12 protein-coding genes are annotated in these 9,384 nt (G+C 44.7%); 5 read left to right on the top strand and 7 right to left on the bottom strand.

What is annotated here, in order from left to right:
* On the bottom strand, nt 1-530 hold a 530-nt coding region (locus tag NC99_RS13100), incomplete at its 3' end, for a peptidylprolyl isomerase (protein ID WP_162231218.1).
* 69 nt (nt 531-599) lie between these two features.
* Between NC99_RS13100 and NC99_RS13095 the strand changes: the two genes are divergently transcribed.
* The 4 genes from NC99_RS13095 to NC99_RS13080 all read left to right on the top strand — a co-directional run bounded on the left by NC99_RS13095 (nt 600) and on the right by NC99_RS13080 (nt 3,513).
* Entirely contained in the window at nt 600-1,229 is a 630-nt protein-coding gene (locus NC99_RS13095; protein WP_053184400.1) for a GNAT family N-acetyltransferase, read from the top strand.
* Nucleotides 1,230-1,400: 171 nt separating this feature from the next.
* Nucleotides 1,401-1,637 (top strand): acyl carrier protein, encoded by a 237-nt coding sequence (locus NC99_RS13090; RefSeq protein ID WP_157624887.1) that lies wholly within the window; start codon nt 1,401-1,403, stop codon nt 1,635-1,637.
* A gap of 138 nt (nt 1,638-1,775) precedes the next feature.
* Nucleotides 1,776-2,591, top strand: coding sequence for a mechanosensitive ion channel family protein (locus tag NC99_RS13085; RefSeq protein WP_053184396.1), 816 nt, complete (start codon nt 1,776-1,778; stop codon nt 2,589-2,591).
* Nucleotides 2,592-2,622: 31 nt separating this feature from the next.
* A complete protein-coding gene (locus NC99_RS13080) occupies nt 2,623-3,513 on the top strand; it encodes a DUF3078 domain-containing protein (RefSeq protein ID WP_053184395.1) in 891 nt (296 codons plus the stop codon).
* A 260-nt stretch (nt 3,514-3,773) separates the two neighbouring features.
* Here NC99_RS13080 and NC99_RS13075 read toward each other — a convergent pair whose 3' ends face one another.
* The 4 genes from NC99_RS13075 to NC99_RS13060 are packed head-to-tail and all read right to left on the bottom strand — an operon-like array spanning nt 3,774 to nt 5,703.
* Nucleotides 3,774-3,983, bottom strand: a complete 210-nt coding sequence (locus NC99_RS13075) for an RNA-binding S4 domain-containing protein (protein ID WP_204374996.1) — start codon at nt 3,981-3,983, stop codon at nt 3,774-3,776.
* 6 nt (nt 3,984-3,989) lie between these two features.
* Nucleotides 3,990-4,343 (bottom strand): MmcQ/YjbR family DNA-binding protein, encoded by a 354-nt coding sequence (locus NC99_RS13070; protein WP_053184406.1) that lies wholly within the window; start codon nt 4,341-4,343, stop codon nt 3,990-3,992.
* A gap of 43 nt (nt 4,344-4,386) precedes the next feature.
* Nucleotides 4,387-4,749 (bottom strand): YraN family protein, encoded by a 363-nt coding sequence (locus NC99_RS13065; protein ID WP_053184393.1) that lies wholly within the window; start codon nt 4,747-4,749, stop codon nt 4,387-4,389.
* A gap of 48 nt (nt 4,750-4,797) precedes the next feature.
* The gene (locus NC99_RS13060; RefSeq protein ID WP_053184392.1) at nt 4,798-5,703 is read right to left on the bottom strand and encodes a S66 peptidase family protein; all 906 of its coding nucleotides are present in this window, start codon (nt 5,701-5,703) and stop codon (nt 4,798-4,800) included.
* 116 nt (nt 5,704-5,819) lie between these two features.
* Between NC99_RS13060 and NC99_RS13055 the strand changes: the two genes are divergently transcribed.
* The gene (locus NC99_RS13055; protein WP_053184390.1) at nt 5,820-6,470 is read left to right on the top strand and encodes an NADPH-dependent F420 reductase; all 651 of its coding nucleotides are present in this window, start codon (nt 5,820-5,822) and stop codon (nt 6,468-6,470) included.
* A 58-nt stretch (nt 6,471-6,528) separates the two neighbouring features.
* Here the strand turns inward: NC99_RS13055 and NC99_RS13050 are convergent, their stop codons facing one another.
* A complete protein-coding gene (locus NC99_RS13050; RefSeq protein ID WP_053184388.1) occupies nt 6,529-7,914 on the bottom strand; it encodes a tryptophanase in 1,386 nt (461 codons plus the stop codon).
* Nucleotides 7,915-8,095: 181 nt separating this feature from the next.
* Nucleotides 8,096-9,331, bottom strand: a complete 1,236-nt coding sequence (locus NC99_RS13045) for an alpha/beta hydrolase family protein (RefSeq protein WP_053184386.1) — start codon at nt 9,329-9,331, stop codon at nt 8,096-8,098.
* Nucleotides 9,332-9,384 lie beyond the last annotated feature (53 nt).

Genomic DNA, 9,384 nt, shown 5'->3' with positions numbered 1-9,384 from the left:
ATCTTCGGATGGCCGAAATCAGAGAACTGGCCAACCAAAAGATCAGCCAAATGGCACCCCTGAAAATTTCGGACGAGCGCCCCGTGGCTAAAAACAGTACCCTGCACAATGTAGAACTGCGAACCCGATGAGCGCTTCTCGGGGTTGGACGGGCCTCCCCTGCGTGCTGCAGCCAGCACGCCCTTTTTATGAAACAGCGATGAATCAATCTCGGCAGGAAGCGTATAGCCCGGATCGCCGCCGCCCAATCGCTTTCCCGGCTCGGCATTCTTTGAATCGGGATCGCCACCTTGGATCATAAAGTTTTCAATCACCCGATGAAAAAGTAGACCATCGAAAAAACCTTCGTTGGCCAGCTTGATAAAATTGTCCCGGTGAATCGGAGTTTCATCAAACAACTTCAAGGTGATATCTCCAAATTCAGTCTCAATCTTTACACGACTTCCATCTTGACTGTTATCCTGCGAGTTAACGCACGAAACCTGAAGGAGAAAAACTACAATGAGAGAAAAGAGCGTGATCTGTTTCATGTTAATTTGAATCCAATGGTTTGTTAATTTGCTTCTTTTTTTGTGTCACATTCGCAAATATAGAAATTAATGGGACTGTCACGAAATTCGGATTTGACTTCCGGCAACCACGAAATTCATAAAAATAAGTATCTTGACGGCCTCATGGAAAGGCTGATTGTAAATCAAAAAATAGAACTGGAAAAGCTCAAGTTTTCGCATGCTTTCCAGGTTTTCCAGGCGATTGACCGCAACCGCGCATTTCTGTCACCTTGGCTCCCTTTTGTTCAGGATACTGAAACACAGGAAGACACCGAAGCATTTATTCAGTCCATCACCTCCAGAGCCGGTCAAGATCAGGATGATGTGTTTGTAATTTGGTACGATCATTGCTTCGCCGGTTTGATCGGATACAAAGATACCGACCGGATTAACCTAAAAACAGAGATTGGCTATTGGCTGATTGAGCGCATGACCGGCAAAGGCATTGTGATTTTATCAACCAAAACACTGATCGATTTTGCTTTTTCAGAACTTGGCATGAACCGAATCGTTATCCGATGTGGTGTGGGAAACGACAAAAGCTCGGCCATTCCGTTACGGCTGGGTTTTGAGTTTGAAGGCATTGAGCGTCAAGGAGAAAAACATCAAGAAAGATACATCGATCTTAAGGTTTTTAGTTGTTTGAAAAAGGACTGGAAATCGCACACTAGATTTTGATTATCTGAATGTTAAAGACTCACGGCAATTGGATGACTCAATTTTTTCTATTTCCCAAAACTTTTTTAATCTTTGAATCGTTTAATGGTTTGTTCGATTTTTTTATATTTGCAACGAATTTGTGTCTTTTAAAGTCAGAAAACAGATGGGCACGAAACAAAACGAAACGCGATGAAAAACAAGACAATTAGGAGAACTTTGTATAGGGTTTTAAGGAAGACCGGGGTGCCCAGAAAGGAAATAGAACTGGATGCCACCTTTGATGAAGACCTGAATTTTGATCAGGTTGATTGGGCCTTGTTTCTTTATTTTCTCGAAGAATGTTTTAAGATTAATGTCGAGGATGAAGAGATTTCGCGCATGCACCAGGTGAAAGACACCTTAAACCTGGTTGAAAGTATGGCGTAAATGGGGTATAAATAATTAGCTAAGTTTGATAGAAGACGATCTCGGAAGAGACCGTCTTTTTTTTTTAATATTAGCTGGTTTTAACCGAACAAGAATTGTAACTTGACGTTCATTAAACAAATTTTAAATCCTATAATTATGGAAATTTTACAAGATGCTTCAAGTTGGATTTCAGAAATGGCTGTCCTCTATGGTATTAAATTGATCTCGGCGCTGATTACGCTGGTCGTTGGTTTGTGGGTCATCAAGATTCTGACCAACGCGTTATCCCGGCTGATGGATCGTAAAAACGTTGATCTTTCACTTCGTGGCTTTCTTAAAAGCATGACCGGCATTATTCTGAAAGTTTTACTGATTGTTTCGGTGATCGGAATGATGGGCATTCAGATGACTTCGTTCATCGCCATTTTGGGTGCCGCTGGCCTGGCAGTTGGTATGGCTTTATCGGGAACATTGCAAAACTTTGCCGGCGGGGTGATCATCCTTATTATCAAACCCTTTAAAGTTGGCGACTACATTGAGGCACAAGGCTATGCGGGCAGTGTTCGTGAAATTCAGATCTTTAATACCATTCTGAAAACGCCGGACAATGTGACCATTATCATCCCCAATGGCGGCCTGTCAACCGGTTCGGTAAAAAACTACTCGACAGAAGCACAACGCCGTGTTGATTTTGTGTTTGGCGTTGCCTACGGTGATGACTACGACCTGGCCAAAGCAACAATCACTAAAATAATTGAAGCCGACTCACGCATTCTAAAAGACCCCGCTCCATTCATTGTTTTGAGTGAATTGGCCGACAGCTCGGTAAATATTACCGTTCGGGTATGGGCACAAGCCGCTGATTATTGGGCGATCAAATTTGATCTCACCGAGCTTGTGTACAAAGAATTCCCAAAAGCTGGACTGAATATTCCATTCCCTCAAATGGATTTACACATCCAACAGCAATAGTATTTATTCGAACCAAAACCCCAAATGATTTATGAAACGATTACTCATTTTGTTGTTAATGCTGCCTTTTGCTGGTTTTGCACAATCTGCCGCCGACACCACCAGCGTTTGGAAAAAAGGAGGAACAATCTCGGTTAATTTCTCTCAGGTTTCCTTAACCAATTGGGCGGCGGGAGGTAAAAGCTCTGCTTCGGGAACAGTTTTGTTCAACGTTTTTGCCAATTATGCCAAAGACAACAAAAGTTGGGAAAATACGCTGAATATGGGCTATGGCCTTCTGAAAGAAGAAGATGACAAAGCAGTAAAAACAGAAGATAAAATTGACTTTACCTCCAAGTTTGGTTTTAAGCCAAAGGCGGAAAGCAAGCTGTTTTATACCGCCTTGTTCAATTTCAGAACACAGATGACCGAAGGCTACAATTATCCAAACACCGACGATGCGATCTCAACTTTTTTGGCACCTGGCTATCTCACCCTGGCATTGGGTGTGGATTATAAGCCAAATGATAAGTTTTCGCTGTTCCTTTCGCCACTAACCGGAAAAATGACGGTGGTGACTGACGATGCGCTATCGGATGCCGGAGCGTTTGGTGTAGATCCGGGTAAGAAAAGCCGGGGTGAAATGGGTGCTTTTCTAAAAAGCCAGTTTAAAACCACCGTGGTTAAAAATGTCGATTTTGAAACCAAGCTGGATTTGTTTTCCAATTACCTGGACACGCCGCAGAATATCGACATACATTGGGACGTTTTGCTGAATATGAAAATCAATGATTTTTTATCAGCCAATTTAATTACCAACCTGATTTATGACGACGATGTCCACATCGGAAAAGATACCAATGATGACGGAATAATCGACGAAAGTGGTCCCCGAATTCAGTTTAAACAGCTTTTTGGGGTCGGATTAAGTCTTAAATTCTAACATAGGTTCACTAAAATGCCATTTGAAAATTTTCTGGTAAACAATATCTAATCGTTCGTCGGAGTTTCAGGGTGTTTTTGGGCCAAAAAAGTGCAGTTCATATAATGGACAGCAAAAAGTTTGATTTTGCGCTTAGGATTTTTGAAATTTGAGATTAACAACGGTCGTTTCATACGCAATGCGATCTGGTTCTAGTTCTTCTCTCCTCTCTCTCTTAAGCACAAGCACAATTCAAGCCGGCGAGTTCTTCGCCGGCTTTCTTATTTTACCACGACCGTTTGCCCCTCAAATTGGATCTGATCTCCCTTTCGAATCTTTGCGCGTTTACGATATTCGGTTACTCCGTTCAGACTTACCAGACCATCTTCAACCACAACCTTCGCCATTCCGCCCGATTCAACCAGCCGAAGCAACTTCAGCAGTTTAATCAATTCAATGTATTCTGTTTTCAATTCAAATTCCATCATCATTTGGTTTTATAATTGTGCCAATGCTTCTTGCTGCTTTTTGCTGAGTTTCTCCACAACCAAATTGTACGACTGGTCAATCCATTGCCGGATCAATTGGTCCGGAACCGAACCATCCACCAGAACCGTATTCCAGTGCGCTTTATTCATGTGATAGCCCGGCAACACGCAGGAATAATGCTCGCGCAACTCAATGGCCTCTTCGGGGTCGCACTTCAAATTGATGCTTAAATCTCCTTCCAGATCCGTTAAAGCAAACATCTTGCCCATCACTTTAAACACCAGCGTGGTTTCATCAAACGGAAAATCTTCGCTCACGCCTTTTTTGGAGATGCACCAGGTTCTCAATTCTTCAATATTCATGGTCGTTTGTTGTGGCTCAAAAATAAGGATTAAAATGTGGATTTCAGGCCGTTGGGTAAAAGGCATCTTTAAAATGTTCCAACTCAAAGTTTTGTCCATAAAAAATGATGGTGATCACATCAAATCGAGTATCCAAATGGCTGTCGGTTTCAAAAATATAAGCTTCAGCCGCATTAATCAGAAAACGAATTTTCTTGTCACTAATTGCTTCCGAAGGATGCTCGTAAGTGGCGCTGCCACGGGCTTTTACTTCCACAATAACCAGCTCATCCTTATCCCGTGCAATGATATCAATTTCGTAATGGTTCGACCGCCAGTTTGTTTCGAGGATTTGATAGCCAAGGCTTCGCAAATGCTCCTCTGCAAGCGCCTCACCTTTGTTTCCAAGTTCTTTTCGTTGGCTCATGTCCGTCTTTTTATGTCACAAGTTAAGACAATCGATGTTTTGAATTTGTTAAAGCGCCGTCAAAATCACCCCTTGCGATTCATTCACTTCCAATTGATACCCGGCACCAAGGATTAACGGCAAATTACGATCGATATGCCCGGCCGGAAAATCGAAACAGACCGGAAAACTGTATTCTCGCACAACATCGCGAATAATCTCCGGAGCCGTCTGCCCAAACGGAGCCTCATTGTCTTTCATATCGGTAAAACCGCCCACCAGCAATCCTTTCAGGCTTTTGAGTTTTCCAGTTAGCTTTAGGCTGTGCATCATCCGGTCGAGGTGATACAGGTACTCAGCCAAATCTTCAATAAAAAGAATATTGCCATCCAATTTTGGTTCGAGTGGTGTTCCCATCAGGCTGTAAACAATCGAGAGGTTTCCACCGACCAGCTTTCCGGTGATCTGACCAGGCCGATTAAACTCATGAGGTGGCACCTTCACCGGACGGGATTCACCTGCCAGCGTTTTCAGAAGCTCGCTGAAGCTTTCGGTTGGCAGCTGATCTTTCCAATAAAAACCCGGCATGGCCCCATGGATGCTGCAAAAACCTTCGTGCTGAATGCGGGCATGCAGCACAGTAATGTCGCTAAAACCAACCACCCATTTTGGCTGCCTGCGGAATCCCGAAAAATCCAGTTGGTCAACCAGGCGAATGGCACCATAACCACCACGGGCACAAACAATGGCTTTACACTCCGAATCGTCCAGGGCTTGCTGCAAATCCAGCAAGCGGTTGGCATCGGATGCTGCAAACTGATAGTGGCTATCAAAAGTATGATCACCCCACACCACCTCAAAACCCGCTTGCTCAAACAATTTCATGCCTGCAGAAATTTTCTCTTTCTCCACTTTGCCGGCTGGCGAAATAACCCGAATCCGGTCTCCTTGCTTTAATAATTCTGGTTTCAGCATCCTGCTCTTTTTTGAATTTTGAAGGTACAATCTTCTTTCGAGCCTGAAAACCAAAATTCAAAATAAATCGTATCATCCAATGACTTAATCAGTATGAATTTTTTATAAAAACTGTCATGAGAAAACAAGTGGGTATTTTAGGATCAGGAAGCGTTGGCCGGGCACTCGCCGAGGGCTTTTTAAAATATGGGTACGAGGTTAAACTTGGAACCCGTGATAAACGTAGGCTGGAAGATTGGCTGAACAACGCCGGCGAAAAAGCTTCGCTCGGTACATTTGAAGAGGCGGCTCACTTTGGCGATTTGGTCGTACTGGCCGTGAAGGGAAGTGCCGTTGAATTTGTGCTCGACCTGGCCGGAGCAGCCAACCTGCACGAAAAAACAGTCATCGACACCTGTAATCCAATCAGCGATGAGGAACCCGTAAACGGCGTTTTGCACTTTTTTACCAAACCCAATACTTCGCTCATGGAACACTTGCAGGAAAAATACTCCCGGATCAACTTTGTCAAAGCCTTTAGTTGCGTAGGCAATGCGCTCATGGTCAACCCAAAGTTTGAAGACGGCCAGCCCACGATGTTCATCTGCGGAAATAATGATCAAGCCAAAAAGCAAGTGAGAGAAGTGCTGGACTTGTTTGGCTGGGAAACCGAAGATATGGGCAAAGTTGAAGCTGCCCGGGCCATTGAGCCACTTAGCATGTTGTGGTGTATTCCTGGCTTTCGGAACAACGAATGGCGCCATGCCTTTAAACTGCTGAAGAAATAAGCCTGATCCGGATTTTTCCCGACCAGGCTCGTGGCAATCTCCTCCAATTTTATTTTTATCACTGGTCGTTTATGGGCTCCAATTTCACGGTAAAGTGCCGCATGATCGGTGCCTCTTCCACAATTTGAAATCCCCTGGCAATCGAATCTCTGCGGTCGAAAATATTCTTCAGGCCTGCCGCCACCACATCCATGTGGTTGTTGGTGTAGGTTCGGCGCGGAATGGCCAAACGCAAAAATTCCAGTTTGGGATAGCGGTTTTCCTTCGTTTGCGGATCACGATCGGCCAGCAGTGTACCCACTTCAACACCGCGCACACCAGCTTCCAGGTAAAGTTCAATGGCTAAAGTTTGCGCCACAAACTCTTCCTTTGAAACCCTGCTTAAGAATCGTTTGGCATCGACAAAAACCGCGTGCCCGCCCAGTGGTTTTTGAACCGGAATGCCCATGTCAATCAGCTTGTTCCCGAGATAGTGAACCTGACGAATCCGGTTCTCCAGATAAACGCCGCTGGTCACTTCATCCAACCCCACAGCCAGCGCATTCATGTCGCGCCCGGCCATTCCACCGTAAGTGACAAATCCTTCAAACAAAATATTGTAAACCGAAGCCTGTTCGTACCATGCTTTGCTTCGCATGGCCAAAATACCACCAATATTCACGATACCATCTTTTTTGCTGCTCATGGTCATCCCGTCGGCATATTGGTACATTTCACTGACAATTTCGCGAATCGACCGATCCTGATAGCCTGGTTCGCGACTTTGAATGAACCAGGCGTTTTCGGCAAAACGCGCCGAATCAAAGATGACCGGAATTTGATATTGGTCTGCTACCTGACGGATTTCGCGCAGGTTGGCCATCGAAACGGGCTGCCCACCTGAACTGTTGCAGGTGAGCGTTACAATAATCATGGGCACCTGCTCTTTGGGATGCTCATTCAATACGGCTTTCAGTTTGCTGATATCGATGTTGCCTTTGAACGGGTGCATGCCGTTTGTATCAAACGCCTCATCAATCGTACAATCAACAGCAGTGGCTTTTCGAAATTCAATGTGTCCTTTCGTGGTATCAAAATGCGAATTTCCCGGCACCAGCTGACCTGCTTTCACCAAAACCGAAAACAGCACATTCTCGGCTGCCCGTCCCTGGTGGACCGGTAAAAAATAGTCGAATCCAAAGATTTCCTTCACTTTTTCCTTCAGGTGAAAATAGGAGGAGGAGCCGGCATAACTTTCGTCGCCGGTCATCAGGGCAGCCCACTGCCGGTCGCTCATGGCTCCCGTTCCGCTGTCGGTCAACAAATCAACAAAAACCTGATCGCTCTTTAAGTTGAATAGATTGTAATGGGCCTGATCGATCCAATTTTCCCGTTCCTCACGGGTACTCCGGTAGATGGGCTCTACCATTTTTATTTTATAATTTTCTGCAAAAGGTAAATCCATTTCTCATGTGTTTAAAATTAAAAAAAAGCATTGTTCACTCCATTTAAACGACAGAGAAAAGGAAAGCATCGCGGTTTTTGATGTTTTTGAAAATGTGCTTTGCGGCTTGTACATTTATCGTTGACATACAACAAAAGTAAGGGCTTTCAGCCGGAAAAAGCCTAAAATATGTCAGCTTTCGCTAGTTGTTGTTTAGGTTGATAAACCAATTGATCGTCTTAATTCCAAACGGCAAAATAGCACTTTGGTGGTCCACATCTGGCAGTACAACTTCTCTTAGCACGTTACTGCTGACCCCCAGATCGTGGAAATCCTGTTCCATTTGAGTGGACAGTTCCACAGCAACAAAGGTGTCGTTTTCACCATGAAACAAACGGGTAGGCGTCGTGGTATTCCAGGCCTCAACGCTGTTTTTGCTCAAGGCTTCCTGAACGGCTTGGTACGTTGCGCCGGACTCGTAACCGGCACGGAAATCCGGATGAAATAAGTCAGTTACGTTGGTGGTGAGTTGCGCATTAATTTCGACTCCGGTATTGATTCCATTGAATAAACCAGGGATTTTTGCCGCGTATTCATCCGCAAAAATCGTGTTCAACGGGTTCGAAAATTCGCCATGCACATGATAGGCCTGCATCAAAAAAGCCAGAAAATAAGGCATCGGATAAGTTTCCTTGCCAACAATCAGCTCATTCAGTCTATTCAAATTGTAAGGACCTGCGCCACACGAACTGGCTTTCAGCTGATAATCTTCCAGCCCCTTGGTTTCAATTTCGCGCTGAAGCTGCAAAGTTGCCCAGCCGCCAAGGGAATAGCCCATCAGGTAAAGATCATCGTTGAGCGAGGCCACAATGTGATCCTGGCTGACAAACTCGCGCGTTGCTTTCAACAGATCGACCAAACTCGGAACCATATTATCCTTTTCAAGATAAGGGTGAAAAACCTGCTTCGAGTCTCCAAAACCCGGATAGTCGGGAATGACCACGATAAATCCCAGCGAAGCAAAACTTTCCAAAACCACAAAAAGGTTGTCGCCCGGTTTAGCTGTTGGAGCCTGACTGTACTCCACATTCGTCCCGTTTTGGAAGCTGATGACCGGATAGTTGCCGGGCTGGTCGGGAACAGACACCAAGCCAGACACCATTAAAGCTTCGCCTTCGAAAGTGGTTTTATAAGCCACCTTGTAAACTAAAGCCCCCGAACTCACCTCATTGTCCATCGTACCATCGTCATCGTATTGGGCAGCCAGCGCCGAAAATAAAAACTGCGCGGAACTTCGTGGAATGGTGCTAACCTGTTTTTCGGACTCGAGATAGGTAAACAGAGGTTCTTCAACGATCGGATCATCGTTTTTACCACAGGAAACGATGAAAAAAGCGATGAGAAGAACGAATGCGAATTGATTGTAAGGATATTTCATACTTGGGGCCTATTTTTTTTTCAGGTGAATATTACGATGATAACAATCTTGTT

Source organism: Sunxiuqinia dokdonensis, from assembly GCF_001270965.1.
In the GTDB taxonomy this organism is placed as follows: Bacteria; Bacteroidota; Bacteroidia; order Bacteroidales; family Prolixibacteraceae; genus Sunxiuqinia; species Sunxiuqinia dokdonensis.
The sequence above is the reverse complement of the archived record's forward strand: the minus strand, read 5'-3'. Positions and strand labels throughout refer to the sequence as shown.